24 protein-coding genes, 1 tRNA gene and 1 pseudogene are annotated in these 24,694 nt (G+C 56.8%); 4 read left to right on the top strand and 22 right to left on the bottom strand.

The window, feature by feature from the left end:
• The 15 genes and pseudogenes from hemC to CIC07_RS17685 all read right to left on the bottom strand — a co-directional run bounded on the left by hemC (position 1) and on the right by CIC07_RS17685 (position 17,665).
• The gene (gene hemC / locus CIC07_RS17615; RefSeq protein WP_076354277.1) at positions 1-996 is read right to left on the bottom strand and encodes a hydroxymethylbilane synthase; all 996 of its coding nucleotides are present in this window, start codon (positions 994-996) and stop codon (positions 1-3) included.
• Complete coding sequence (locus CIC07_RS17620; protein WP_076354275.1) at positions 950-1,597, bottom strand: precorrin-2 dehydrogenase/sirohydrochlorin ferrochelatase family protein; 648 nt, start codon at positions 1,595-1,597, stop codon at positions 950-952. Before CIC07_RS17620 ends, hemC begins: the two co-directional genes overlap by 47 nt.
• A 30-nt stretch (positions 1,598-1,627) precedes the next feature.
• The gene (gene ccsA, locus CIC07_RS17625) at positions 1,628-2,434 is read right to left on the bottom strand and encodes a cytochrome c biogenesis protein CcsA (protein ID WP_076354273.1); all 807 of its coding nucleotides are present in this window, start codon (positions 2,432-2,434) and stop codon (positions 1,628-1,630) included.
• A 44-nt stretch (positions 2,435-2,478) separates the two neighbouring features.
• A complete protein-coding gene (hemA, locus tag CIC07_RS17630; protein ID WP_076354271.1) occupies positions 2,479-3,855 on the bottom strand; it encodes a glutamyl-tRNA reductase in 1,377 nt (458 codons plus the stop codon).
• A gap of 338 nt (positions 3,856-4,193) precedes the next feature.
• Positions 4,194-4,592, bottom strand: coding sequence for an adenosylmethionine decarboxylase (speD, locus tag CIC07_RS17635; protein ID WP_048749595.1), 399 nt, complete (start codon positions 4,590-4,592; stop codon positions 4,194-4,196).
• A gap of 319 nt (positions 4,593-4,911) precedes the next feature.
• The gene (locus CIC07_RS17640; protein ID WP_076354269.1) at positions 4,912-5,502 is read right to left on the bottom strand and encodes a non-ribosomal peptide synthetase module; all 591 of its coding nucleotides are present in this window, start codon (positions 5,500-5,502) and stop codon (positions 4,912-4,914) included.
• Between the two features lie 329 nt (positions 5,503-5,831).
• Positions 5,832-6,452, bottom strand: coding sequence for a ribosome biogenesis GTP-binding protein YihA/YsxC (gene yihA / locus CIC07_RS17645; protein ID WP_076354267.1), 621 nt, complete (start codon positions 6,450-6,452; stop codon positions 5,832-5,834).
• Entirely contained in the window at positions 6,449-8,836 is a 2,388-nt protein-coding gene (gene lon, locus CIC07_RS17650; protein ID WP_094248128.1) for an endopeptidase La, read from the bottom strand. The genes yihA and lon overlap by 4 nt, the downstream gene beginning before the upstream one ends.
• Positions 8,837-8,872: 36 nt before the next feature.
• The gene (gene lonB / locus CIC07_RS17655) at positions 8,873-10,588 is read right to left on the bottom strand and encodes an ATP-dependent protease LonB (RefSeq protein WP_076354263.1); all 1,716 of its coding nucleotides are present in this window, start codon (positions 10,586-10,588) and stop codon (positions 8,873-8,875) included.
• 349 nt (positions 10,589-10,937) lie between these two features.
• A pseudogene (locus tag CIC07_RS17660) lies at positions 10,938-11,853 on the bottom strand (DMT family transporter).
• A gap of 84 nt (positions 11,854-11,937) precedes the next feature.
• The gene (gene ispG, locus CIC07_RS17665) at positions 11,938-13,047 is read right to left on the bottom strand and encodes a flavodoxin-dependent (E)-4-hydroxy-3-methylbut-2-enyl-diphosphate synthase (RefSeq protein ID WP_076354261.1); all 1,110 of its coding nucleotides are present in this window, start codon (positions 13,045-13,047) and stop codon (positions 11,938-11,940) included.
• Between the two features lie 130 nt (positions 13,048-13,177).
• Entirely contained in the window at positions 13,178-14,434 is a 1,257-nt protein-coding gene (gene clpX, locus CIC07_RS17670) for an ATP-dependent protease ATP-binding subunit ClpX (protein WP_076354234.1), read from the bottom strand.
• Between the two features lie 24 nt (positions 14,435-14,458).
• Positions 14,459-15,055: an ATP-dependent Clp endopeptidase proteolytic subunit ClpP gene (gene clpP, locus CIC07_RS17675; protein ID WP_076354232.1), complete on the bottom strand. Its 597-nt coding sequence runs from the start codon at positions 15,053-15,055 to the stop codon at positions 14,459-14,461.
• A 255-nt stretch (positions 15,056-15,310) separates the two neighbouring features.
• Positions 15,311-16,612 carry a trigger factor gene (gene tig / locus CIC07_RS17680; RefSeq protein WP_076354230.1) on the bottom strand — a complete coding sequence of 434 codons (1,302 nt, stop codon included), beginning with the start codon at positions 16,610-16,612 and terminating at the stop codon, positions 15,311-15,313.
• A 99-nt stretch (positions 16,613-16,711) separates the two neighbouring features.
• Positions 16,712-17,665, bottom strand: coding sequence for a hypothetical protein (locus CIC07_RS17685; protein ID WP_234992870.1), 954 nt, complete (start codon positions 17,663-17,665; stop codon positions 16,712-16,714).
• Between the two features lie 202 nt (positions 17,666-17,867).
• Here CIC07_RS17685 and CIC07_RS17690 point away from each other — a divergent pair.
• Positions 17,868-17,944: transfer RNA gene (locus CIC07_RS17690), tRNA-Arg, on the top strand.
• Between the two features lie 134 nt (positions 17,945-18,078).
• On the opposite strand, the gene CIC07_RS25875 is transcribed toward CIC07_RS17690, so the two are convergent.
• On the bottom strand, positions 18,079-18,306 hold the full coding sequence (locus tag CIC07_RS25875) for a helix-turn-helix domain-containing protein (RefSeq protein ID WP_083687888.1): 228 nt from the start codon (positions 18,304-18,306) through the stop codon (positions 18,079-18,081).
• 60 nt (positions 18,307-18,366) lie between these two features.
• Between CIC07_RS25875 and CIC07_RS17700 the strand changes: the two genes are divergently transcribed.
• From CIC07_RS17700 to CIC07_RS17710, 3 genes are all read left to right on the top strand, one after another.
• On the top strand, positions 18,367-18,597 hold the full coding sequence (locus tag CIC07_RS17700; RefSeq protein WP_076354226.1) for a helix-turn-helix domain-containing protein: 231 nt from the start codon (positions 18,367-18,369) through the stop codon (positions 18,595-18,597).
• Between the two features lie 303 nt (positions 18,598-18,900).
• Entirely contained in the window at positions 18,901-19,125 is a 225-nt protein-coding gene (locus CIC07_RS17705) for a type II toxin-antitoxin system HicA family toxin (protein ID WP_076354224.1), read from the top strand.
• 53 nt (positions 19,126-19,178) lie between these two features.
• Positions 19,179-19,529, top strand: a complete 351-nt coding sequence (locus CIC07_RS17710) for a type II toxin-antitoxin system HicB family antitoxin (RefSeq protein WP_076354222.1) — start codon at positions 19,179-19,181, stop codon at positions 19,527-19,529.
• Positions 19,530-19,569: 40 nt separating this feature from the next.
• Here the strand turns inward: CIC07_RS17710 and CIC07_RS17715 are convergent, their stop codons facing one another.
• The 6 genes from CIC07_RS17715 to CIC07_RS17740 are packed head-to-tail and all read right to left on the bottom strand — an operon-like array spanning position 19,570 to position 24,689.
• Positions 19,570-20,406, bottom strand: a complete 837-nt coding sequence (locus tag CIC07_RS17715; protein ID WP_076354220.1) for a GH25 family lysozyme — start codon at positions 20,404-20,406, stop codon at positions 19,570-19,572.
• Entirely contained in the window at positions 20,390-20,680 is a 291-nt protein-coding gene (locus CIC07_RS17720) for a phage holin family protein (RefSeq protein WP_094248129.1), read from the bottom strand. The genes CIC07_RS17715 and CIC07_RS17720 overlap by 17 nt, the downstream gene beginning before the upstream one ends.
• Before the next feature lie 12 nt (positions 20,681-20,692).
• A complete protein-coding gene (locus tag CIC07_RS17725) occupies positions 20,693-21,007 on the bottom strand; it encodes a hypothetical protein (protein WP_076354216.1) in 315 nt (104 codons plus the stop codon).
• Between the two features lie 31 nt (positions 21,008-21,038).
• Positions 21,039-21,176 carry an XkdX family protein gene (locus CIC07_RS17730; protein ID WP_083687887.1) on the bottom strand — a complete coding sequence of 46 codons (138 nt, stop codon included), beginning with the start codon at positions 21,174-21,176 and terminating at the stop codon, positions 21,039-21,041.
• 2 nt (positions 21,177-21,178) lie between these two features.
• Positions 21,179-21,739 (bottom strand): hypothetical protein, encoded by a 561-nt coding sequence (locus CIC07_RS17735; RefSeq protein WP_076354214.1) that lies wholly within the window; start codon positions 21,737-21,739, stop codon positions 21,179-21,181.
• 10 nt (positions 21,740-21,749) lie between these two features.
• The gene (locus tag CIC07_RS17740) at positions 21,750-24,689 is read right to left on the bottom strand and encodes a hypothetical protein (RefSeq protein ID WP_094248130.1); all 2,940 of its coding nucleotides are present in this window, start codon (positions 24,687-24,689) and stop codon (positions 21,750-21,752) included.
• Positions 24,690-24,694: the final 5 nt, after the last annotated feature.

Genomic DNA, 24,694 nt, shown 5'->3' on the forward strand with positions numbered 1-24,694 from the left:
TTATCCCCCAATTTCCGCCAAAATCTCGTCCGCGCCCATCTCTCTCAGCGCCTGGGCGACTTCAAGCCCCAGTGCTTCCGGATCGCGTCCGACCCGCATTTCCTTCAGGATCGTCTCCCCGTCCGGAGAGCCTACCATCCCGGTCAGCTCCAGGACGAGCCCGCCGCCGTCGCGGGAGAGGATGACCGCATGGGCTCCGATAGGAATCTGGCAGCCTCCGTTGAGCGCGCCGAGGAAAGTCCTTTCTGCCGCTACGGTGCGTTCCGTATCGGAGTCGTTGAGCAGATCCAGCAAAGCGCGGACAGCGGCATCGTCCTCCCTGCATTCGATGCCAAGCGCCCCCTGGCCGACGGCAGGCAGGCAGACATCCTCGGAGACCGCTTCGGTGATGCGGTCCTCCCAGCCCATGCGCTTCAAGCCGGCAGCGGCGAGCACGATCGCATCCAGTCCTTCCGTCTCCAGCTTGCGGATCCGGGAGTCGATATTGCCGCGTATCGAGCGGATATCCAGGTCGGGCCGGTAAGCCTTCAGCTGGCTGGCCCGCCTGAGGCTGCTCGTTCCGACGGCGGCGCCGATCGGGAGCTTCTCCAGAGGAATGCCGCCGCGGGTGATGACGCAATCCCGAGGATCGACGCGGCGCGGCACCGCTCCGTTGATCAATCCCGGTGGCAGCTCGGACGGCATGTCCTTCATGCTGTGCACAGCCATATCGATCTCGCCGTCGAGAAGAGCCTGCTCGATTTCCTTGACGAACAAGCCCTTGCCGCCTACCTTGGACAGGGTCACATCCAGGATGCGGTCGCCTTTCGTGACGATCTTGTGGATTTCGAAGCCGTAATCCAAGCCATGCTCGTCCGCAAGACGCTGCAGCTCCTCTATGACCTGTCCGGTCTGCGTCAGCGCGAGCGCGCTCTGGCGCGTGCCGACGACAATGACTCTGCGGCCGTTCTCATCTGTTTTCAATATCCCCTTCTCCTTCCGCCCCGAATCGGGCATGATCCTCTAGTCCCCTGCTTGCGGCAGCCGCCCGGCTTGCCAGACGCTCCGCCTCGCTGCGGAGCAGCCGCCTTCGCTTGCCCGGATTCGGCTCCTCGGCCAGCAGCCTTCGCCTCAGAGCCGCATGCTGCCTTACAGCCTCCGCATACGGCTCCTTATATAAATCTTCAAGTTCCTCCCGGATGACCGAAGACAAGGCAGGCGAGCCGCCTCCCGTCGTGACGGCCAGCAGCAGCCCGCCCCGCCTTACCGCGCCAGCTGTCATGAAATCGCCTGATTGCCCGCTTGAGGCATGATTGAACAATGCGCCCGCCGCACCGGCATCCTCCATGACCGCGCTGTCGACTTCGACTGCGCCCGTGGCCGCCACGACGAGAAACATGCCTGCGGCGTCTCCCGGCCGGTAAACCCGCTCCAAATGCTTCAGCCGCCCCTGTCCGGCCCACGCCCGGATGCCCGCCGTGACCGCCGGGCTGACGACGACAAGCCTGTCCGCGCCGCCGTCAAGCAATCCGGCCGCCTTTCGTTCGGCAGCGGCTCCGCCTCCGACGATCAGGCAGCTTTTTCCCTCCAGCCGCAGCACGACCGGATATCCCGGCATCGCCATCTCCTCCTCCAAGCCGCCTTGACCTCAGCGGTGAAAATCCGATGCAGGACTGATCATCGTGTTCAGCACGAGAAAAGCGAAGCAGAACACGTTCCAGCGCGCCGTCTCCAGCGCGGTTTTGCGTAGAATCTTTTTCTGGATCAAATAAAAGCTGTACAAAATGAGGACCGCGAAGGAGGTGATAACCTTCCAATCGAGCAAATAGTGGAACCTGTTCTCGACGATGACGAGAGCGACAGCGACCGACAAGGAAAGGGCGAGCAGCGGAACGCCGATCATGACGAGACGATAGGCAAACCGATCGGCTTGCTCCAGGCTCGGCAGCCGCGCCGTCGTCCGATTCCATTTCCGCGACTTGAGCCTACCGTGCAGAAACAGGTACATGGCCGAGAACACGCTCGAAATGGCCAGCGCCGCGAAGGAGCACAGCACGAGGCTGATATGTAGAATGAGCAGTTCGTTGGCCAGCTTCCAGTCCGGCAGCGGAATTCCGCGGGAAGGTCCGCTGAACAGGTTGAGCGCCAGCACGCCGAAACCGATGATGTTGACGAGAAAGACGATGAATTCGATTCGGAAAAAACGGCTGATGACGAGCGATGTCGTCAGCAGGAGCCATGAAACGGCAAGCCAGTATTCGAATCGGGAAAACAGCGTCATGTCCAGATGGGACCAGATCCGGTACAGCACGTATCCAGTCTGCAGAACCCATACGAACACAAGCAGCCCTGCGCCCATCCGCTTCGCTCTCCGGTTCGCGTCGACGAAATCGGAGAAGTAGAACAGAAGGCTCAGGGCGTATAAATACAAAATCGTGTCGTAAATGGTGACCATGGCGCCCTCCTGACCTTGGAGACGAGGGCGATAATCCTGGCAGCCTAGCGCATGACCGCTGCAAAGGCGCCCTTGGACGGCTTGGCTTCTTCCGAGCCTTGACGGGACGTTTCCGCTGTCCTCGCCGCTTGGCTCTTGACGGTCTTGGACGGCGCGCCGTCCTCCAGGGCAAACAGCTTGGCGAACAGCTCCATCGCCTCATCCGCTTTCTTATCGCCCGCAAGCTCCTTAATGCTGTGAATCGGATTTTGCACCATCTGGTTCAGCATGCTCTTGGTCAGCTTATGGATGACCTTCAGCTGCTGCTCGTCCAGTCCGGGCAGCTTCTTGGAGAGGCTGTCCATCGTCTGGCTATGAATGTCCTCGGCCTTCTCCTGAAGGGAGCGGATCAGCGGCACGACGCCGAGCGTGCGGTACCACTGATGGAATTCCTGCAGGCCGGCGGCGATCATGACTCCGATCTTCTCCGCCTCCTGGCGGCGGTGCTCCATGTTCGACTCCACGATGCCTTCCAGATCGTCGATGTCGTACAGGAATACGTTCTCGACGGAAGCGATCGCGGGATCGAGGTCGCGAGGAACCGCGATGTCGATCATGAACAGCGGACGGGCTCTCCTGCGCTGCATGGCGGCCGCCACTTGCTCGCGGCTGAGCACATAGCCCTGTGCTCCGGTCGAGCTGATGATGATGTCGGCCTCATGCAGCCTCCGCTCCGCTTCTTCCATGGAGCAGGGAATGCCGCTGAATTTCTCCGCCAGCTCGGCCGCGCGCTCGAACGTCCGGTTGACGACGAGCACCTGGTCGGCTCCGTTCGCATACAAGTGCTTGGCCGTAAGCTCGCTCATCTTGCCGGCTCCGATGATCATGACCGTCTTGCGGTTGAACTGGCCGAAGATCCGCTTGCCGAGCTCGACGGCCGCATAGCTGACCGATACCGCCGACTCTCCGATCGACGTCTCGGTATGGGCGTTCTTGGCAAGAGTCACGGCTTGCTTGAAGAGCATGTTGAAGATCGTGCCTGTCGCGCGCTGCTGCTGGGCGAGCAGGAAAGCATTCCGCACTTGGCCAAGGATCTGCGTCTCCCCTATGACCATGGAATCCAAGCCGCTCGCCACCCGGAACAGATGCTCGATAGCCCGATCGTCCTCGTACATATATAGATGGCTGGTGAATTCCTGCCGCGGGAGGCGGAACCACTGCTCCATGAACGTGCGGATATGGTGGCCGCACAGATGATGCCGGTCAACGACCGCATACAGCTCCGTCCGGTTGCAGGTCGCGACGATGACACATTCCAGTATGCTTGGGGTCGCCTTGAGGGCTTCGACCGCACGGAGCAGATCGCTGTCCGCGATTGCGAAATTCTCCCTGATTTCGACAGGAGCCGTACGATAGTTGAGCCCGACCACAATAATATGCAAGTGACATCACCGCCTTATTTTCGTATCTAAGCTGCCTTGTCCGAGCAACTAATTTAGAATTATTATAACATAGTTTTTTGGGAGAGAAGACTCAAGTTATGACGTTTTTTTGACCGGCCCCTCCAAAAGGAAGGAAATCTCTTGACGGCATCAGACGAGTCGGCTTCCGCCGGGCAAGTCCGTCCCTGTCTCCGCTGCCCCGGGCAAGAAGCCCATTCCGGCAAGGACAATCCATTTCATCCATTGTCTAGTTTAGGCCCGCAGCCGCTTCTCTATTCCAGGCTTAAAAAAAATAACCATGGAGCCTTCCCATGGTTATTTGTACAGCAGGCTGGATTTTAAACCAGCTCGATTTGTTTCATTTCCGGTTCTACAACTTGCAGCTCACCCATTCCGCGAATCAGCTTCTTCGCGTGAGTGGCTTTAGGTTTCAGCACGGCCAGCATGTAATCGATCGCCAGCTGTGGGTCCACGGTCTCACCGCAGGTGTAGCAGTCAAGAGCAGCAAAGCCTCTTTCTGGATACGTGTGAATCGAGAGATGGCTTTCCGATAAGAGCACCAATACGGTTGCGCCTTGGGGCTCAAATTGTTTTGCCTGTACCGAGAGCACAGATGCTCCGCAGGCTTCAGCAGCCTCTACCATGTGGGCTTGCAGAAACTCTGCGTTGTTAATGAGTTCGAAGTCTACTCCCCAAGCATCAACCGCAACATGTCTTCCGAAAGTCGAATATTCCATCTTCCGGCTCCCCCTTCCTAGGAATAAAATGATTAAAAATTTCATCCGCTAGGACCTACGTCATTCACTTCCCGAGGGATAACTCTCTCTCGCAACATATCCATGTCCTGAGTGAATCCTGGTTCCTATATTGGGTTTTTTTCAACGAAATTAAAAATACCATCTATCTATAGGAAATGCAACCTTTTTTTCTGTTAAAAATCCCCCGTTTTCCCGCACGCGGACAGCCCTTCTCCAGCCGCATGTCCGAAGACGCCCCCCAAAAGGCGGAGGCATGAAAAAAGCCGCCCGCAGGCGGCATCGGAAAAAGCGGTCGGAATCAGGCCTCGAGAGCGAAAAGCCGGTCGGAATACAGCTTGAGGCTGCGGTCTATCTCCAGCTTCTCGGCTGCGCCTGCAGCATCGATGCGGCGATCGAGCAGCTCGTTGACGGCCTGCTGGATCCACTGGATCTCCCCCTCCACCGATTGGAGGCGGAAAGCCCGCTCAAGCTCGCCCAGCGTGTCCTTGAACTGGTACACGATGCGGCTGCCCTTGGCGGTCAGCTCGGCGATCTGATGCACGGCGCCTGCTACATACTGATACGACATCGTATAATGGCTGTAGATGCGTTTGACGACGGCGTCGCCCTTGAAGGCGGAGACGGCCTTGCGAAGCGCATTGGTGAGCGCGACGTTGGTGATGCGGCAGGACCACTCGCATACAAATCGATCTTCATCCTGCTGGAATACAAAGCGGACTTCTTCCCTCCCTGCACAGTCTTCGAGAACCGCCTCATGGCTGCCGTTATCGAGCACCTTGACGCCAAGGCGTACTTGCTGCTCGTCAAAAAAACGGAGGAATCGGGTCATCTCATCGCGTGTCAGTCGCAGTTTGGCTTGAACGTACTCGGTGGCTATCCGCTGAGCCATAAAAATCTCCTCAATTCTTTGTTCTTCGAAGCTATGGTTGCCATGTTCACTGCCCGCTGGCATTCGCTCCAAACCGTTCGAGCCTTCAATCGCTGTTGAACCCGGATTTCCTTGATTAGATTTCTAAGGAGGGAAATCCGTCTTCAAAGGCGACCGTTGCCACTATTCCGGCTTCGAACGCTTTTTCCGCATCCTCGGGCAAATAAATTACCTACAACCATTATACGGCATCGGCTCAAACGATTCCTGCCGGCCGGCCGCGATTATCCGCCGAATTTCAGAATTATCCGCAAGGAACCGTGATTGGCGTCAAGAAAGATGCAAAATGCTTACGATTCCGGCGTTCCTTGAAGTACTTCTCCCTCATATCCTGCCGCGGACGCGATTACGCTCCATAATTCGTCTCTTCCATTACCCTTTTCAGAGGAGAACAAAACGACCTGGTCGCCCGCGCTTGCGCCGAGCGTCTGCTTGACCAGCTTGATCTGCTTGTCCCATTGGCTCTTGGGAATCTTGTCCGCCTTCGTGCAGACGATGCAGAAAGGAATGTCATAATGCTTGAGCCAGTCGAACATGAGCACGTCGTCCTTGCTCGGCGCATGACGGATATCGACGACGAGCAGGACGAGCTTCAGCTCCTCGCGGCCCTGCAAATAACGTTCGATCATTTTGCCCCAGGCTTCGCGTTCGGTTTTGGATACCTTGGCATAGCCGTATCCCGGAAAATCGACGAAATAGACAGCCTCGTTGACCTTGTAATAATTCAGCTGCTGCGTTTTGCCCGGCTGGGAGCTTGTACGAGCCAGATTCTTGCGCATGATGAGTTTATTGATCAGAGAAGATTTTCCGACATTCGAACGCCCTGCCAGAGCAATCTCCGGCAAGGCGTCGATAGGATATTGATGCGGCTGAACCGCACTGATGATAAATTCTGCATTCGTAATCTTCATAAAATCGGGGTCCCTGCTTTCTCTTCTGCGGCGGCCTGGCCGCCGCTTGTTCCGTCCTCTACCGGCAGCAGCGCATGGCGGACGACTTCATCCATATGCGCGACGGGAACGAATTCCATATCTTCGCGCACGCTGTCCGGGATATCCCGCAGATCGCGCTCGTTGTCGAACGGCAGCAGCACCTTGCGGATGCCTGCCCGATGGGCGGCAAGCGATTTTTCCTTGAGGCCGCCGATCGGCAGCACACGGCCCCGGAGCGTGATCTCGCCGGTCATGGCGACTTTCTTATCCACCTTGCGGCCGGTAAGAGCCGATATCAGGGCAGTCGCCATCGTGATGCCCGCCGAAGGTCCATCCTTTGGAATCGCGCCTTCGGGAATATGGATGTGGATATCGTTCTTTTCATGGAACTGGGGATCGATGCCGAGCTCATCCGCCCGGGAGCGGGTATAGCTGAAGGCGGCTTGCGCCGATTCCTTCATGACATCGCCGAGCTTGCCGGTAAGCGTAAGCTTGCCCGTGCCCGGCAGCACCGTCACCTCGATGACGAGCGTATCGCCGCCGACCTCGGTCCAGGCAAGGCCGGTTACGGCGCCGATCTGGTCTTCCGCTTCGGCCATGCCGTAGCGGAACTTGGCCGGCCCCAGCCATTCCTTGATGACGGCCTCGTCGACCCGGATCGCTTCGCCTTCCGTCTGGGCTACGAGCCTTTTGGCCGCTTTGCGGGATATCGCCGCGATCTGCTGCTCGAGATTGCGGACGCCGGATTCCCGCGTATACTCGCGGATCAGCTGCAGGAGCGCCTCGGGCTCGATCTCCAGCTGCTCCTCCTTCAAGCCATGCTCCCTCTTCTGCTTCGGGATGAGATAGCGGCGCGCGATCTGGCTCTTCTCGAGCTCCGTGTACCCCGGGATATAGAGAACTTCCATCCGGTCGAGCAGCGGCCGCGGAATGTTGTGCAGCGCATTGGCCGTCGTCACGAACATGACCGAGCTAAGGTCGAACGGCACCTCGACGAAATGGTCGCTGAACGTCCCGTTCTGCTCCGGATCCAGCACCTCCAGCAGAGCGGAAGCCGGGTCGCCCCGGAAATCAGAAGCCATCTTGTCGATTTCATCGAGCAGGAATACCGGATTCATCGACCCGGCATTCTTCATTCCCTGGATGATCCGTCCCGGCATGGCGCCGACATACGTGCGCCTATGGCCGCGGATCTCCGCCTCATCCCGGACGCCGCCGAGAGATATGCGGACGAACTCCCGTCCGAGCGACTTGGCGATGGAGCGCGCGAGCGAAGTTTTGCCCACTCCGGGAGGCCCGACCAGGCAAAGGATCGGTCCCTTCAGCTTTTGGACGAGCTTCTGGACCGCCAAATATTCGAGCACCCGCTCCTTCGGCTTCTCCAGACCGTAATGGTCCTCGTCCAGCACTTCCTCCGCTTTGGCGAGATCAAGGTCGTCCTCGGTCGCTTTGCCCCAAGGCAGCGATAAGAGCCAATCGATATAATTGCGGATGACGCCGCCCTCGGCCGAGGACGCCGGCATCTTCTCCAGACGGTCGATTTCCTTCTCGACCTTCTCCTTCACCTTTTCGGGAAGCTCGGCGGTTTCCAGCTGGGAGCGCAGCTCCTCGACTTCTCCCGCACGGCCCTCGCGGTCTCCGAGTTCCTTCTGGATCGCCTTCATCTGCTCACGGAGATAGTATTCCTTCTGCGTCTTCTCCATCTGCTTCTTCACGCGCTGGCTGATCTTGCGCTCCAGCTCCAGCACCTCGCGCTCGTTGTTCAGGAAATCCAGCAGCTTCTCCAGCCGGGCGCGGACGTCCACCGTCTCGAGAATTTCCTGTTTGTCCTTGATCTTGAGCGACAGATGGCTCGTTATGACATCGGCCAGACGGCCGGGCTCGTCGATATCCGACACGGCGGCATGCGTTTCGGGAGTGACTTTCTTGGACAGCGTGATGTAATGCTCGAACTGGTTCAGCACCGTGCGCATGAGGGCGTCGATCTCCGGATCGGTCGATTCCTCTTCCGGAAGCTCCCGGATCGACACCTCGTAACACTCCTCGCGGGCGACGTAGTCCTGGATTTCCGCCCTCGTAACGCCTTCGACCAGCACCCGGATCGTGCCGTTGGGCAGCTTCAGCATCTGACGCACCCGGGCGATGGTGCCGATTCGGTAAATATCCTCTTCGGTCGGCTCTTCGATATTCACTTCCGATTGCGAGCAGAGGAGGATCATATGATCGTCGAGCATGGCCCGGTCAAGCGCCTTGACCGATTTCTCCCTTCCCACATCCAGATGAAGCACCATGCTAGGGTATACAAGCAGCCCCCGAAGCGGGAGCAGCGGCAGCCTGCGGCTTCTTCCTTTGGCAGGTCCCATGCCAACACCTCCCATTTAGATAGTCCCCCTATTGTATCATTCCCGAGAATCCGCCTGCAAATAGGGTACCTGCGGCGTCAGGAACAGATCGCTGATCGGAGCCGGCTCGGAAATGTCCTCCACGGCTTCCTCCGCCATGAATCCTTGCGGGAAGACCGTCTGGAACACTTCCTCCACCCGATCGACCGGGATCACCCGCAGTCCGTTCAAGCCCGCGAAAATCTCTTGCCAGTTGTCCTTCGGAATATAGACCGTGTCGGCACCGGCCTGGAAGGCGGCCTCCACCTTGGCCAGCACGCCGCCGACGGGCTTGACGTTGCCGTGGATTCCCACTTCCCCGGTCATCGCGATCCGGTGGTCCACCGGTATGCCGCGTATGGCGGATGTGATCGCGGTCGCCATGGCGATTCCCGCCGACGGTCCGTCGATCGGCGTGCCGCCCGGGAAGTTGATGTGGAGATCGAAGTCATGCGGCCTCATGCCGATGCGGCGAAGCATCGTGATGACATTTTCCACGGAGCCTTTGGCCATGCTCTTGCGCCGGAGCGTCCGCTGTCCGCCTCCAAGCTCTTCTTCGTCGACGACACCCGTAATGGTGAAGGCGCCTTTGCCGGAAGCGGCCGGGATCGCGCTGACTTCGATCTCCAGCAGGGTGCCCATATTGGGGCCGTATACGGCAAGGCCATTGACGAAGCCGACCTGCGGCGCAGCGGGAATCTTGCGGTCCGGACGCGGCGGGATCTGGCTGCTGTTCACGACCCACTCGATATCGGCGGCGCTGATGCCTTCCCGCTTCTCCGACAAGGCAAGGCCGGCGGCAAGCTGGATGATGTTGACCGCTTCGCGGCCGTTGGTCGCATAGCGCTTCACCACATCCACCGCCTCGGGGCAAGGAGCGAAGCCGATTTTTTTCACCGCGTTGTCGGCGATCTCTCCGATCTCCTCCGGCAGCAGCGGCCGGAAGTAAATCTCCATGCAGCGGGAACGGAGCGCCGGCGGCAAATCCTGCGGAGATCGGGTCGTCGCTCCGACAAGGCGGAAATCCGCCGGCAGGCCGTTTTGGAAAATATCGTGGATATACATCGGAATGTTGTGATCCTCGGAGTGGTAGTAGGCGCTCTCGAGGTAAACCTTGCGGTCCTCCAGAACCTTTAACAGTTTATTCATCTGGATGGGATGCAATTCCCCGATTTCGTCGATGAACAGCATGCCTCCATGCGCCTTCGTCACGGCGCCCGGCTTCGGCTGCGGAATGCCGGCCACGCCCATCGCTCCGGCCCCCTGGTAGATCGGATCATGCACGGAGCCGATCAGAGGATCGGCGATTCCGCGCTCGTCGAAGCGGGCCGTCGTGGCGTCGATCTCCGTGAATTTCGCTTCCGCGAGAAACGGGGAAGTCGGATTTTTCTTCGCTTCCTCCAGCACGACCCGGGCTGCGGCCGTCTTGCCGACTCCCGGCGGACCGTAGACGATGACATGCTGGGGATTGGCGCTGCAGAGCGCCGCCTTCATCGCGCGAAGGCCGTCGCGCTGCCCGACGATGTCCTGCATCGTCTGCGGACGCGTCTTCTCGGCAAGCGGCTTCGTCAGCGAGATGGAGCGAAGCTTCCGCAGCTTATCCATTTCCTTGCGCGATTCCTTGTCCACGGCGGACCGGTTCGTGCGCTGGCTGCGCAGCATATTCCAAAAGTAGACCCCGATTACGACAGCGAAAAATACCTGGACCAGCATCAAAAACAAGCTTAACGTCATGCTTACCCGCTCCTCTCAAGCGTTTCCGGAATAAAAGACCCATACCGGATAGTATTGCCTGCGGCGCCAGGTTTAAATCCGACCTTCCGAATTAGATTCAATCCGAATCGCAGCTCCGGACACCCTCGAATCCCTCTGCAGCTCTCGGGCAAGCCGGATTGAGCTTCGGCGAATCCAGCAGACGCAGCTGATAGGAGCATGCCGCTCATGCGGCCGATGCGTACGCCTGCTAAAAGAACATACCGGTCAGGGGGCCGATGCGTACGCCTGCTTAAAAGAGCATGCCGCTCAAGGGGTCGCTAATGGAAAACATCAAAAAGCATGCCCGCCGGCATGCGCTCCGTTGTCGTTAAGACGCCGCCGGCTTCGGGTTCGTCTTCTCTTTTTTACGTCCCGGCCCCCGGTTCACGAGCACGATGCTGGCCAGCACCAGCGCAAGCCCCGCGACGAGCCGAACCGTCACCTGCTCTCCCATGAACAGCACGCTGACGATCAAGGCCACGACCGGAATGAGGAAGGTGTATACCCCGACTGTACTCGCCTGCCCCGAACCGACCAGCGTGAAGAAAGTCAGCCACCCGAGCGCGATGACAAATACAGAGATAAAGACGAGCTCCAGCCAGAAGGTTCCCGTCCAGCGGATAGCGGCGTAAGATTCCGATGCGGCTGCGCCGGAAGCGAACAGCAGGACGCTGCCGATCAGAAGCTGCATGGCGGTCATCCATATGATATCGACCCGGCCCCCGACCCGCTTCATGTAGACCGTTCCGATGCACCAGCTCAGCGCCGAGGCGAGCGCCAGCAGCACGCCTTCGAGCGATAATCCGGAGCTGATGCTGCCGACGCTGATGACGGCCACGCCGGCGAAGCCGACCAGCAGGCCGGCCAGCTTGGACCCGTGCATGCCTTCACCCAGCCATAACCAGGCTGCGATTCCCAGCAGGACCGGCTGCAGGAATACGATCGCGGAGAAAATGCCGGCCGGCATGTATTGGAGAACCGACCGTCTGCAGCCCGTAGTACAACGTGATGTTGAGCACGCCGGCTGCCGCATAATAGATCCAGTTCGACTTCAGCCGCAGCTGCCTCCACCTGGGAGCGGCGACGGCGCACAGGATCAGTCCCCCGAGCAGCGTCCTCAGACCTGCGAACAGCAGAGGGGGGCTGAATTGAAGGGCCGCCTTGGACAGCGGCCAGTTGATGCCCCATACGAGAATGAGAAAAGCCATATAAAGGATAGTCTGTCTCTTCGAAAGCTTGCTCAAGATCAACCCTTCTCTCTTGGATCTGGTCACGAAAAAAACCGGCAGCGCTAGGGCTGGCCGGTCATGACCGTCTTCACGTGCAGCTTACGCAGGCAGATGCTCCTTGCGTCCCGGAATTTCTCCCGTCGCCTCGAACACGCGGACGATTTCGTCGATTTCCTTTTTGAGCTCCGAGAGCAGCTCCTGCTCGGGAACTTTGCGGATCATCTCTCCATACCGGAAAAGCATGCCTTCCCCGCGCGCGCCGGCGATGCCGATATCGGCTTCGCGGGCTTCGCCGGGACCGTTGACGGCGCAGCCGAGGACCGACACCTTGATCGGAACCTTGATCTTGGAGATGTACTCCTCCACTTCATTGGCGATGGAGAACAAGTCGATATCCAGCCTGCCGCAAGTGGGACAGGAGATGAGCGTCGCCGCATTGGTGATGAGTCCGAATGTCTTCAGCAGCTCGCGCGCGACCTTGACCTCTTCGACCGGGTCCGCGCTCAGCGAGATGCGCACGGTGTTGCCGATGCCGAGAGCGAGCAGGGCGCCGATGCCGGCCGAGCTCTTAATCGTGCCGGAATGGAGCGTGCCCGCTTCGGTAATGCCCAGATGGAGCGGATACTTGATTTTCTCGGCCGCCATGCTGTAGGCCGCGATCGCCATCGGCACGTCGGAAGCCTTGAGCGATACGATGATGTCATGGAAATCGAGCTCTTCCAGGATGCCGATATGGAAGAGCGCGCTCTCTACCATCGCTTCGGGAGTCGGATAGCCGTACTTCTCCAGCAGATGGTTTTCCAGGGAGCCTGCGTTGACACCGATCCGGATCGGAATGCCCTTGTCCTTGCAGGCTTTGACGACCGCTTCGACTTTCTCGCGGCGGCCGATGTTGCCGGGATTGATGCGGACCTTGTCCACCCCGTTCTCGATCGCCAGCAAGGCAAGCCGGTAATCAAAGTGAATGTCGGCGACGAGCGGAATATGGATGCGGCTCTTGATCTCCTTGATCGCTTCCGCCGCTTCCTTGTTGTTGACCGTAACCCGGACGATCTGGCAGCCGGCTTCCTCCAGACGGAGAATCTCCGCTACTGTGGCTTCAACATCCGCGGTCTTGGTCGTGCACATGCTCTGGATGATGACTTCGTTGCTGCCCCCGATCGTCAGATCCCCTACTCGGACGGGCACGGTGTCTTTGCGAGAATACATTATGATCTCTCCCTATGAAACGCCAAAGTCCACCCTGCGAGGACCTCTGAAAAAAAGGTCCGGCAGGGTGGAACGATGACGAGAGTTAAGGCTTGAAGCCCGTCATCGAAGGATGTTATGTCCCTTCAACTCAGGCGCTTTCTTCTTTTTTCTTGCCCTTTTTGGCGGTCAGCTCCGGAATGACCCGGTCTTGGACAACCTTCTCCGTGATGACGCAGGTGCTCATCTCCTCGCGTGAAGGAGCTTCGTACATGATCTCCAGCATGATGCCTTCGATGATGGCGCGGAGGCCGCGAGCGCCGGTGTTGCGCTTGATCGCTTCCTTCGCGATGGCGTCCAGGGCGCCTGCATCGAACTCCAGCTTCACATTGTCCATCTCCAGAAGCTTCTGGTACTGCTTCACGAGAGCATTCTTCGGTTCGGACAGGATGCGCACCAGAGCCGGCTCGTCAAGCGGCTCCAAAGTCGAGATGACCGGAAGCCGGCCGACGAATTCCGGAATCAAGCCGAATTTCAGCAGATCTTCCGGCAGCACGAGCGAAAGGTACTCCCCGGCTTTCATGTCTTTGGTGCCGTCCGCGCCGGTGCTGAAGCCGATCACTTTCTTGCCGATGCGGCGCTTGATGATCTGCTCCAGGCCGTCGAACGCGCCGCCGCAGATGAACAGGATATTCGTCGTGTCGATCTGGATGAATTCCTGATGCGGATGCTTGCGTCCGCCCTGTGGCGGAACGGATGCCACGGTGCCTTCGAGGATTTTGAGCAGCGCCTGCTGCACGCCTTCGCCGGACACGTCGCGGGTAATGGATGGATTTTCGGACTTGCGGGCCACTTTATCGATTTCGTCGATGTAGATGATGCCGCGCTCGGCCTTCTCGACGTCGTAATCGGCGGCCTGAATAAGCTTGAGAAGGATGTTCTCGACGTCCTCGCCCACATAGCCGGCTTCCGTGAGGGAAGTCGCGTCGGCAATCGCGAACGGAACGTTGAGGATCTTGGCCATCGTCTGCGCCAGAAGCGTCTTGCCGGAGCCTGTAGGACCGACGAGCATGATGTTGCTCTTCTGCAGCTCCACGTCTTCGAGCTTGTTCTGGGAATTGACGCGCTTGTAGTGGTTGTATACCGCTACGGACAGCGATTTTTTCGCGGCTTCCTGGCCGATGACGTAGGAGTCCAGGATGGCGCGGATATCCTTCGGCTTCGGAATATCCTTCAGATCGAGCTCTTCTTCGTGGCCGAGCTCTTCTTCGACGATCTCCGTGCACAGCTCGATGCATTCATCGCATATATAAACGCCGGGACCGGCAACCAGCTTGCGTACTTGATCCTGGGACTTGCCGCAGAACGAGCATTTGAGCTGGCCCTTTTCTTCGTTGAATTTAAACACTTGATCACCCCTTGGAGGAAGATGTTACAGAACTGCGGCTTCCGGAACGGCAATAACCTTGTCGATCAGACCGTATGCCTGAGCTTCGTCCGCGCTCATGAAGTTGTCGCGGTCGGTGTCGCGGTCGATTTTCTCGTAAGGCTGTCCTGTTCGGTCGACATAGATCTGGTTCAGCTTCTGCTTGGTCTTGAGAATCCAATCCGCATGGATCTTGATGTCCGAAGCCTGGCCTCGAACGCCGCCCAGCGGCTGATGGATCATGACCTCGCTGTTGGGAAGCGAGAAGCGCTTGCCCTTGGCTCCTGCGGTCAGCAGCAGGGACCCCATGCTGGCGGCCATGCCTACGCAGATTGTGGATACGTCCGGCTTGATGAATTGCATTGTATCATAAATACCCATGCCGGCCGTAACCGAACCGCCGGGCGAGTTGATGTACAGGTGGATATCCTTCTCCGGATCGTCAGCCGCAAGGAAGAGCAGCTGGGCGATGATGGAATTGGCGACGTCATCGTCGATGGCGCTGCCAAGAAAGATAATCCTGTCCTTGAGGAGACGGGAATAGATATCGTAAGATCGTTCACCGCGGTTTGTCTGTTCGACTACGATAGGGACCAAATTCATGCGACCAACCTACTTTCCATTGTGGAATTCAGATACACGACCATTTTATCACGTTCGGACATCCCCTGTCATTTTTGCAGGCAGGCCCGGGGAACGCGAAGTTCCGGCTGTGTTGAATCTTATGTATGGGGGAACTCCCCCATTCCTTCGGCAGCGCAATCCATGCCGAAGCGTTCACTCCTAAAGCTTATGTGGTAAAAATAAGGCACGTGCGAATGACGTGCCTTACGGGATGCTTCCTTTGCCGCCGGTTTATTAAGCGACTTCGGTTGCGACTTTGCTGTTGTCAAGAAGGAACTTGATCGTCTTGCGAAGCTTCAGGTCTTCCTTCATGTTGTCGAGGTTGCCGTTGCGCTCGAAGATCTCGCGCAGCTCGGCTGCCGGACGGTTGTACGATTTGGACAGGTTCTCGAGCTCTTCGCCGACTTCTTCCTCGGAGATCTCGATGTTCTCTTGCTTCGCGATGGCATCCAGAACAAGGTTGTTCAGGACGCGCTTCTGGGCATCGGCGCGCATCTGCTCGCGCAGAGCGGCTTCATCCTGGCCGGAGAACTGGTAGTACAGGTCCATGTTCAGGCCTTGCTGGCGGATGCGGTTCTCGAAGTCGCGGAGCAGGAAGTCCACTTCGCTGTTGATCATCGCTTCCGGAATTTCAACTTCGGCAGCTTCGGCGACCTTGTCGACGAGAGCGTTCTCGCGAGCCTGCTCGCTCTCTTGCTGCTTGCGCTCCTTGAGCTTGGAGGACAGATCCTGCTTGAACTCTTCAAGCGTATCGAACTCGCTCACGTCCTTGGCGAACTCGTCGTCCAGGGCAGGCAGGTTCTTGCGCTTGATTTCGTGCAGCTTGACCTTGAATACGGCAGGCTTGCCGGCCAGGTTCTCTGCATGGTATTCCTCGGGGAAGGTCACTTCAACGTCCTTGAAGTCTCCCGTCGCCATGCCCACGACTTGCTCCTCGAAGCCCGGGATGAAGGAGTTGGAGCCCAGCTCAAGCGTGTAACGCTCGGCTTGTCCGCCTTCGAAAGCTTCTCCGTCGACGAAGCCTTCGAAATCGATGACGGTAACGTCGCCGTTCTCGGAAGCGCCTTCTTCAACGACAACCAGCTCGGCATGGCGCTGCTGAAGGCGATCCAGCTCCGCGCTCAGCTCTTCCTCGGTTACTTCGGCATCAGCCGCAGCAACTTCGACGCCTTTGTAATCGCCAAGCTTCACTTCAGGCTTGACGGTTACTTTTGCCTTGAACTTGAAGGATTCGCCCTTGGCGAACTGCTCGATGTCGATCTCAGGGCGGTCAACCGGCTCTACGCCCGTTTCCTTGAGGGCATCGGCATAAGCCGTCGGAAGCAGGATGTCGATCGCGTCCTGGTAGAGGCTCTCCACGCCGAAGCGGGATTCGAACATGCCCCGCGGTACTTTGCCTTTGCGGAAGCCCGGAACGTTCACGCGGCCTACGACTTTCTTGAATGCTTGGTCGAGAGCGTCCTTGACTTGCTCCGCTCCGACTTCAACGTCGATCGAGACGACGTTCGTTTCTATTTTCTCCCAAGTAGCTGCCATTTATGCTGTCCCCTCCAAAAAATAGGCGCCTTGCGCCGAATATACACGTGTAATAAACCACTCCATTATAATGAATCCGCCCATCGATTACAAGAGAAGTCAGCGTTCGCCGTATCCTTCCTGCAAATCCGTTATTTGGCGCAGGGAGCGGCAAGCCTGCTCGTAACGGAATCGGAGCTCACCGGTAATGCCGTATGTATGCCTGATCTCGTCTTCATCCGCCGAGCCGTACACAGCCAGCAGCAGGGTGAGGTGAAGCGCCGCCGCATGGCTGTCGACTACGGCCTCTTCCTTGCTCAGCATGCGCTCGTAGGCCGAGCTGCCGTAGAGGTACTGCAGGCATTCCTTCCACAGCTCGCGGGCAAAATGCGGGAGCGTCGGATCCGCCGTCTCGGCCACCCCCTCCACCCTCTCCACGATGCGCCGCACCGGGACGGGGTAATCCTCAAGAGAGAGCGGGGTGCGCTCGATCTCCAGCTCGACCCGCTCGCCGAGCCGCTCCAGCCGGACGGTCCCGGCCACGCCTCTGCGCTTCAGGCACTGCAGCGCCTTGTACTGGACGGCGGGATGAAGCTTCTCTTCCTCCAGCCAGCCGATAATCGAGTCGTCGACCTCGGGGCTCCGCAGATGAGCCGCCCTCTCGAGCGCGAGCAGCTGCTGGTCGAGCATCGGGTGGTTCTTCATGATATACAGAACCTGCTGCACGTAAGATTCGTCCTGATCCCCGCCCGACAGCGCAGCCTGGCGAAGCTCCTCCTCGTCGGGATCTTCCTCCTCCCTGTCCCCCGTATCGGGAAAGGCCGCTTCCAGCCAAGCCAGAAGATTTTCCCATTCCTCATAGTTGCGCTGCTCGCCGCGCGTCTGCAGAAGGAACTGGAGCAGCCTCTTGGCCTCTCCATACTGCTCGGCTTCGAGCATCCGCGTCAGCTGCTCCTGATAGTGATCGAGCGTCCCGGGCAGCAGATAGACATTATGTTCTTTCTCCTCGCGGGGAAAATCGTTGGAAGTCGTAATGATACCACCGCCTTGTTGTCTCTGACGCCAATTATTCACCAAATTACGCGTCAATTATAACATGCCGTACTCAAAAGGAGAACTTTAGGCCTGCTCCAAGCGTTCGGAAGGCCTTGGGATGCCTCTGTGAAACCGGTTGAAAAAACAGTTCCCAAAAAGCTTGATTTATGCAAGTTATTCCTGTAGTATCAGGAAGTATCATTTTTCGAGGTCCGCAGCATCAGCTGTCCGGCTTCCCAATGTCCCGGTAGCTCAGTCGGATAGAGCATGCGCCTTCTAAGCGCACGGTCGGGGGTTCGAATCCCTTCCGGGACGCCATTTGCTCAAGATTGAATCAGTTTGGTAACCGTTCAAAATCCCGCAAACCCTTATATATCAAGGGATTGCGGGATTTTTTCTTTTAATTAGCTTTTTCGAGAATCTGGATGAATCGGCTTGATTCCATATTTTTTTTACACATTTTTTGCACACGTAAAGTCCAAATCATCAATTGATACGCTATAGATAGCCGCTAGAGCCAAAGCTATTGATGGGAGCATTGAGTCAGGCCGCCTTTCTAATCTTAGTAGAGTTGTCTTGGAGATATGCAATGTCTCCGCTACCGACTGAGCTGACAACCCCCTTGCCTTTCTGATTTCTCTTAGAATTAAAACGTTTGTCTTGATGTTCATCGAACCCATCCTTTAATGTATTATAATGTAGTCATCCTTTTGACTCATTAAAGATATGGAGAGGGTAACGTGACACTTGAGATCGTGAAGTGTCGGTTGCAATCCATTCGCCGAGCTGAAGGCATCACCCAGATAGAGCTATGTCAGCTTCTTGATTCAAAATTTGGAATCAAGGTCAAACAGAGCTTTATATCTAATCTGGAGAACAATCGAGGCGCTCCGGCAAACCATTTAATGTTGAAAGCACTATCCCTTATTTTTGAAAGGGATATGGGCGATTTCTACGTCTATAAATGGTGAGTGGCAATGTTGCAATCGACCTGCAGCGTAAGCTGCACTTCCGGTCCTAAATATCACTCCCAGTATATATCTCTATTCAGTACTTCGTATTTTGATTGCGCACATTTAGTCGAACTATGTCGAAGGTAAAAATATTTCTATTTGCATTGAGATATTTTATCAGTTTTAACTTCATTTAACAGGTCTTAGGACTCAGCAAAATAGTTCTTTAATCACTGAAAATCTCAAGCGCTTGGGAATTAATACATATCCACTCTTGCATTTTGATATCGTATGTGATATTATATATACAGGAGGTGAGACATGGCCAAGATAGAAAAACTCATCCAGAAGATGAGAAATCAACCGAAAGGAATTACCTTCGAAGAAGTGAAAAAAGTCCTCCTGCACGCCGGGTACGAGGAAGTACGAGTTCGGAGCTCGCACCACCACTTCCGGAATGCAAAAGGACTTCTCACAACGGTTAAGCGCGAAAATCCCGTCAACCCCAAGGCAGTACAGGACGCGCTCAGAAGGTACGAGGGTTAACCTCGCGGGGGAGAAATCCCCCGATTTCCTTCCCTTCTATCTTAGCCAACTTTATGGAAAAGAAAAAGGACTTAAATTACTACCTGTCCCTACCCTATACGTTTCAAGTCCGACTCGAACCTGACGAAAATGAGCCTTATTATTACGCAAACGTCAAAGAATTGGACGGCTGCCATACTACTGCTGCGACCTGGGCTGAAGCATATGAGGAACTGCAGACTGTATTGAAAGATCACATCGAAATTAAGCTTGAATACGGCGATCCGATCCCCGAGCCTCAGGATGACTTTAGCGGCAAGATTCTTCTCAGGCTGCCGAAATCCTTGCACCGGGAGCTTATTTCAAGAGCAAATCAAGAAGGGACGTCTCTTAATCAGTATTTGCTTTACAAATTGAGCCGCTGAACAAAAAAACCCGCCGACCTCAACGGTCAGCGGGCTTTTGTCATACATACAGCTTCTTTGTCGCGTTATCCCACTGGACTTTGATGCCCAGCGCCTGCAGCACGTCGGCCACCGGCGCGACTAGCTTGCCGTCCTCGATCCGGCCAATGGCCAGCAGCTTGTTGTCCGCGAGACGCACGACCTTCGGCACGATCTCAGCAGCTGGCGGCGCCGGATGAAACTGAGCCAGCAGCTCGGCGGGCGTGCCGGCGTATTCGTTCAAATCCACCGGACCGGCGATTCCTGCAACTTTCCGACCGCCGCTCGGCCGTGTCCCGCCGTCCTTGCCGTCCGAATACTGCCAGAACGTCCAGCGCGACCACCCCGACACGTCTGCCGGCGCCGCCGTGCTGTAGCGCGCCACCCATAGCGGATAGGCCGCCAGCTCGGCGCTGAAATTGCCGGCAAAGCTGTTGCCGGTGTACAGAATCGGCTTGCGGCCGGTCAGCCTCTCAATCTCCAGCAGGAACGCCTTGGCGACGCCCGTCAGCTCCGCCTTACTCAGCTTGCCGGGGTTGGACTCATGGTCCAGCACTGGGGGCAGGATGAACTTGTCCGGCCCGCCAACTGCTGTGATGGCGCTGTACAGGTTCTGCGCTTCCTTGATTGCTTCCGCGGGAGACTCGGCATCCAGGAAGTGATAGGCGCCGATGGCCAGGCCGGCCGCTCGGGCTCCCTGAACGTTGGCCAAGAACTGCGGATCCCGGTAGCTGACTCCCTGGCTGGCCTTGAGAAAGGCGAAGGAGATCCCGTCCGACGCCACCCTGTTCCAGTCGATCGTGCCTTGGTACCGTGATACGTCGATCCCCTGGGCGTTCTTATTATTTCGTGCCTGCATCTGCATCATCCCCTTTCACGGCTTGGGCCGTCTGTCTGTAGAGCTGATTGCCATAAACGGCCACGGCGCCGCACAGGACGCCCTGAATGATGCCCTCGACCGCCGAGCCGAGTAGCAGGCAGGTCATGAAGATCCCGACCGCTGTCACGGCGTAGACAATCGACCAGTCCGGTACCCTCGGCGTCCGCTTGAGTACATACCCCGCGATCCAGCATACGGCCAGCACGCCGGCCAGCTCCGGCCGGATAAGTCCATTGATAAGAGTCCAATCCATGTTCATCGCTCCCTATTGAACAAATTTAATAACAAGGCCCAGCAGCGACGCCGCCAGGCCAATGAGTCCGAATGATGTTGTGATTAGCCAGCGCTGTCCTTGCTTAATACCGTCGATGCTCGCCCGGACCTCGTCGATCCGATGATGCGCTGCCCTGGCCCGCTGATCTGCCTCCCGCGCCGTGTCGTCCGACTTGTCGAGCCGATCCACGAGCCGGCTGACGCTGCTGGCCATGTCGGTCAAGGCCTTGTTATTGACTTCCTGCAGCGTCTCCAACTTAACAACCTGATGTGCAATTGCCTGCAGCTGTGCTTCTGGGATACCCATGCTCACCTTCTCCTCTCAGCAAAAAGAGCGCCTATGCGGCGCTCTCTGCTCCAATGATCGTATCAGCCTGCTCCTGCGTGATTTTACCCAAGGTGACAAAGCGTTGCACCTGAGCTGGCGTGTAGCAGCTCAGGTCATAGTACCTCTTGATCGTTGCATACCAGTCCATGCCTATCTCACCTCCCCTTCAGCGAGCGCCAGCAGCAGCGCCGCATAGTCCTGTTCGGTTTGTTGCTGCCGGCACTCCAGCTCCGCAATCGTCAGGAGCTGGAGTGCATTGTCCTGCTCCGCCTGTGCCTGCCTGGCCTGTGTCTCCGCCAGGTCGAGCAGCAGCAAGGTATTGTCTGCCTGCAGTTGCTCGATCGGCGACGGCTTCGACGGCCCCGGCTGCAGCGCCTCGATCTCTTCCGGCGTCAGCCCCTCAGTCCAAAAGGCCGGGGTATCCGGCGCTGTCGGCGGGTCGCCTCGCTCGTCCTCCGGCAGTCCCTCCCAGGCCGCCAGATCGTCCGTGTACGCCTCCAGGGCTTCCAGGTGAACGTCATAGGCTTCGCGGTCGAAGCGCGGCCTGTGTAGCCCGCCAGGGACGGGCAGCGCGACGCGGTAGCCGCGCAGCTGCGGCTCGCCGTCGTCTGCTTGTGTATCGTAAATCGGCAAATAGCCCGTCTCGCGGTCGTCCACTAGGGCGACGTCTACGAGCAGGCCGTTAAGGTCTGTAATTATGGCTTCTTTCATTTGAACCTCCCTAATCCAATGGCAGGATTGCATTGATATAGTTATAGTTGTCTCCGGAAGTGGTTGTGGCCGCGTTAACGCTGATAAAGACTCTACCGTCAGGGTCTACGCAGAGGTTACTTGGCGTCACATAGGTACCATTTATAACAGCCGTAACGGGACCATGATACGTGGACACCGGGCGCATCTCTTTGGGCAGGTAGAAGATTGGGTTAAAAATAGCGCCCCCCCAAACAACCCCTTTTATTTGCAACGTATTCCCCACTTTTTTATACTGCGGTTTGTAACGATCTAAATTTGCGTATGGCTGCCACCCATTAAGCAGCGTTGGCGTTATCCATTGCGGCTGCTTGGCCTGCGCCGTTCCATTTTCCAACACCGCCACCCTCGTCGCCAGTTGCCCGGCAGCCTTGACCAATCCGTCCGTGACCTCTCGGGCATTTGGAGCGTACTGGCCTGAAACAAGCGAAGGAGCAATGCCGATCTGATAGGTGTCGAGAGCAAGATAGGTCACTTCGTAGACGGCCGACACGTCAATGTTGTTCTCGAAGATATCAGCCCTTGCAGAACCGTAAGCTGAGCCGTCCGAAATTCCAGCATAGGCAGTCCAAAGTTTATCGAGCAATCTATTTTTATATATAGCGATGATAGATTTAGCTCTATTCTTAAATTGGTTGCCTGACGGGATATTAACATTAGCGCCATCTTTAAAGTTCAGGTGTCGGTTTGAATAAATAGTAGCGCCTGATGGATTCGCTCGCTCTTTCACAACAGCCCCCGTACCGACCTCAATTGTATTGGTCCCCTCGTTGAGCATGATGGCGCCCTCGGAACGAGTCGGCTCGTCTGCTTGAGATGCGAGCTGGTATTGGAGACGGTAATTTTGCCAAGTAGAGTTTGGATCAATGTTTGATGACGGTGTTGTAGGAAGCGTCGATGTTTGATTGTAGTACCATCCATCTCGACGCGTCGTCCATGCTTTAGTTCCTGTACCGTTGTACACTGTCCCAGGGCTATCCCAGACCCCCATTTTCCATCCGTAGAAGTAGGCCTTGATCTCGTCCGTTGTTGGCGTGTAGTTGTCACCCCAACCGGAGTCAGTGTTGAAAATGGTAACGTGCAAATTGTTGGCAGATGTTATATACATCTGATCTGCCGCAACTGCGGGGTATAATTTCCCAATTATTGCGCCGTCAAACTTCGTGATAGTACCTATCCAAGCGCTTTGCGGCATGAGTGAGTATACCCTCTTTGCTCCTGTGAGCGATTCCCCAAATAACCAAGGCATATCACCCGACAAATCCATTGACTTAAACATCCGCTTAATCCGTGCATGTCCATTGCTGTCCGTGTACAGCTCGTCGTAGACGCTGCCGTCCACATTTGAGGCCAAATTGACATCAGGGTAAAAGACATACTGCTCGTCCTTTGGTACAAAAGCATAAGCAGACGAACCAAGGGACAGCATCAGATTTGACAGCGTATACGTGCCCGCGCCTAGGGCTGCGTTGGAGTAATAGATTCGAATCTGAGTGTTCGAGGCCGTATTAAACGTTTTCGCCACTCCGGAAGCTACTTGATTATAGGACATAATAGCTGAAGAGCCATCGGCAGTATAAATGCCGACGTAGCCTGTAAAATCCCCCATCAATGTGTAATCCGTATTCGGTACGACATCGACTAGCACGTAGGAAGTGTAGTTATTCCCCGCTGTGGTAAGCGTTAGCCTGTACGGTTCCGTAAAACTCGCCGATGCATTGAGATTCCATTCGCTAAATGGAGGAATGAGGTTAAGGCCCGGTTTTCGAACATAAACCCCGTTTACGTTTTTGACGTCATCCACATACGGGTACTTGGCGGCGATCTGCGCCGGGGTCATGGACGATAGCGCATTGTACTCCGTTTGTGAGATTTCGTAGCAACGGATAGCATCGAACCCGACTCTACCTGCCACGTTATTGACAGTAGCGAACATCCCGATATGGGACTCGCCGCCCTCAGCCACAAAGTACAGACAGCTTGGGCTGGCCCCCGTTGAGATGATGTTCCCAGACCAGTACGCCCCTCCGGCGCGGCGCACGGCTAGTCGGCCTGTTATTCCCGATCCATCTGTTTTAACGTCCATCAGGGCTACGTATCGCTTGCCCGCCTCCAAGCTTGTAATAGGGCGGCCCCGAAAATAGGACGCTCCCATATTGGACGTACTCCAAGTAAGCCGGATTCCCAGTGTCCCGATAGTAGCGTCAGCCGAAGAGGTTGCGACTGTACTTGGCACGGCGGCTCCAGTTCCATAAGCAAACGGAGCGATGGATTCACAGTTGCCGTCTCGACCGAGCAGGTTAACCAGTGTGCGCCCCCTCATGCTCAGCACGTTAAAGGGCGTGTCCCGTGGCACGGTTACAATTTGCTGCCCAGGTGCCAAGGAGAGAGGAACCAAGGCAGTGTTGGCCAGATCGGCTTGCAGGGGCTGCACGGCCATGTCCACCGTGTCTTTGCGGGCTACCTCCGCAGCCAGCACAGGGGCCGCGACCTGGAAGCGCCCTGAAGCGTCCCGGATCGGAATCGTACTGGGGGTTGCGGCGTTAGTAGCGCCGTGTACGCCCATTGTCGCGTTTGCATGCGTATCAACGGTATCTTTTCGGGCGATATCATCGGCGGCTGCTGGAGCCGCTACCTTGGCACGGCCTGATGAATCCCGTTGCATGATGCGCGACGCTGTCGCTGCGCTCGTTGCGCCATGGGCAGAATTCGCAGTTGCATGCGTATCCAATACAGACTTTTCAGCAGCCTTTTCCTGCAACTCCTTGGTCACGAGGAAGGTCTGATGCTGCAACCAATTGAAATAATCTGCCGGCGGATGGTCATTCGGTTTCCACCCTTCCACCTTTTTGCTATCCGGCGGCTCCGTGCCGGGAGCATCCCACTTGGGCAGCTTTTCGTTAAATGCCATAGTCT

The sequence above is a fragment of the Paenibacillus sp. RUD330 genome (assembly GCF_002243345.2).
Taxonomy (GTDB): Bacteria; Bacillota; Bacilli; order Paenibacillales; family Paenibacillaceae; genus Paenibacillus_O.

Bases quoted from the DNA above. Each gene is read 5' to 3' on its own strand.
- CIC07_RS17735 (WP_076354214.1), bottom strand. From the start codon at position 21,739: ATGAAAGAAGCCATAATTACAGACCTTAACGGCCTGCTCGTAGACGTC.
- CIC07_RS17740 (WP_094248130.1), bottom strand. From the start codon at position 24,689: ATGGCATTTAACGAAAAGCTGCCCAAGTGGGATGCTCCCGGCACGGAG.
- CIC07_RS17730 (WP_083687887.1), bottom strand. From the start codon at position 21,176: ATGGACTGGTATGCAACGATCAAGAGGTACTATGACCTGAGCTGCTAC.
- tig (WP_076354230.1), bottom strand. From the start codon at position 16,612: ATGGCAGCTACTTGGGAGAAAATAGAAACGAACGTCGTCTCGATCGAC.
- clpP (WP_076354232.1), bottom strand. From the start codon at position 15,055: ATGAATTTGGTCCCTATCGTAGTCGAACAGACAAACCGCGGTGAACGA.
- CIC07_RS17620 (WP_076354275.1), bottom strand. From the start codon at position 1,597: ATGCCGGGATATCCGGTCGTGCTGCGGCTGGAGGGAAAAAGCTGCCTG.
- CIC07_RS17720 (WP_094248129.1), bottom strand. From the start codon at position 20,680: ATGGATTGGACTCTTATCAATGGACTTATCCGGCCGGAGCTGGCCGGC.
- lonB (WP_076354263.1), bottom strand. From the start codon at position 10,588: ATGACGTTAAGCTTGTTTTTGATGCTGGTCCAGGTATTTTTCGCTGTC.
- hemC (WP_076354277.1), bottom strand. From the start codon at position 996: ATGCCCGATTCGGGGCGGAAGGAGAAGGGGATATTGAAAACAGATGAG.
- speD (WP_048749595.1), bottom strand. From the start codon at position 4,592: ATGGAATATTCGACTTTCGGAAGACATGTTGCGGTTGATGCTTGGGGA.
- lon (WP_094248128.1), bottom strand. From the start codon at position 8,836: ATGGGACCTGCCAAAGGAAGAAGCCGCAGGCTGCCGCTGCTCCCGCTT.
- CIC07_RS17715 (WP_076354220.1), bottom strand. From the start codon at position 20,406: ATGCAGGCACGAAATAATAAGAACGCCCAGGGGATCGACGTATCACGG.
- ccsA (WP_076354273.1), bottom strand. From the start codon at position 2,434: ATGGTCACCATTTACGACACGATTTTGTATTTATACGCCCTGAGCCTT.
- CIC07_RS17640 (WP_076354269.1), bottom strand. From the start codon at position 5,502: ATGGCTCAGCGGATAGCCACCGAGTACGTTCAAGCCAAACTGCGACTG.
- CIC07_RS17710 (WP_076354222.1), top strand. From the start codon at position 19,179: ATGGAAAAGAAAAAGGACTTAAATTACTACCTGTCCCTACCCTATACG.
- CIC07_RS17705 (WP_076354224.1), top strand. From the start codon at position 18,901: ATGGCCAAGATAGAAAAACTCATCCAGAAGATGAGAAATCAACCGAAA.
- ispG (WP_076354261.1), bottom strand. From the start codon at position 13,047: ATGTATTCTCGCAAAGACACCGTGCCCGTCCGAGTAGGGGATCTGACG.
- CIC07_RS17725 (WP_076354216.1), bottom strand. From the start codon at position 21,007: ATGGGTATCCCAGAAGCACAGCTGCAGGCAATTGCACATCAGGTTGTT.
- yihA (WP_076354267.1), bottom strand. From the start codon at position 6,452: ATGAAGATTACGAATGCAGAATTTATCATCAGTGCGGTTCAGCCGCAT.
- CIC07_RS25875 (WP_083687888.1), bottom strand. From the start codon at position 18,306: ATGGGTTCGATGAACATCAAGACAAACGTTTTAATTCTAAGAGAAATC.